Raw genomic sequence first — 508 nt, forward strand, 5'->3', positions numbered from 1 at the left:
AGCGCGATGCCGCTGCCGGCGGTCGGCGCGGCGTCGGCCGGCAGAGGATTGTCCAGCGCCAGCTCCAGCAGGCCGCCGGCGACGCGGGCGGAGATGACGATCTCCACCTCGCCGGCCACGCGCTCGGCGCCGTGGCAGACGGCGTTCTCGGCCAGCGGCTGCAGCAGCAGCGGCGGCAGCTCGACGTCCGGCGGCGCGTCGATGCGCCAGCTGACCGTCAGCCGCGGCCCCAGCCGTTCGGACTCTATCGCCAAGTACATTTTGGCGAGTTCGATCTCGCGCGCCAGCGTGGACAATCTCTCCGGCGCGGCCATCTGGGCGCGGAACAGTTCGGCCAGATTTTCCAGCACCGTTTCCGCCCGCTGCGGCCGCGAGCGGATCAACGCGATGGCGGCGTTCAGGCTGTTGAACAGAAAATGCGGGCGGATGCGCGCCTGCAGCGCGGTCAGGCGCGCCTCGGCCAGCGCCGGCGACAGCGCGCGCTGCCGCAGCGCCAGGTAGTGCAGCA

At 72.0% G+C, this 508-nt stretch carries 1 protein-coding gene; it reads right to left on the minus strand.

Annotated elements, in window-relative coordinates:
• Nucleotides 1-508, minus strand: a 508-nt coding sequence (locus LQR33_RS24160; protein ID WP_231470774.1) for a sensor histidine kinase, incomplete at both ends; no start/stop codon positions are given.

Source organism: Chromobacterium piscinae (assembly GCF_021129175.1).
Taxonomy (GTDB): domain Bacteria; phylum Pseudomonadota; class Gammaproteobacteria; order Burkholderiales; family Chromobacteriaceae; genus Chromobacterium; species Chromobacterium piscinae.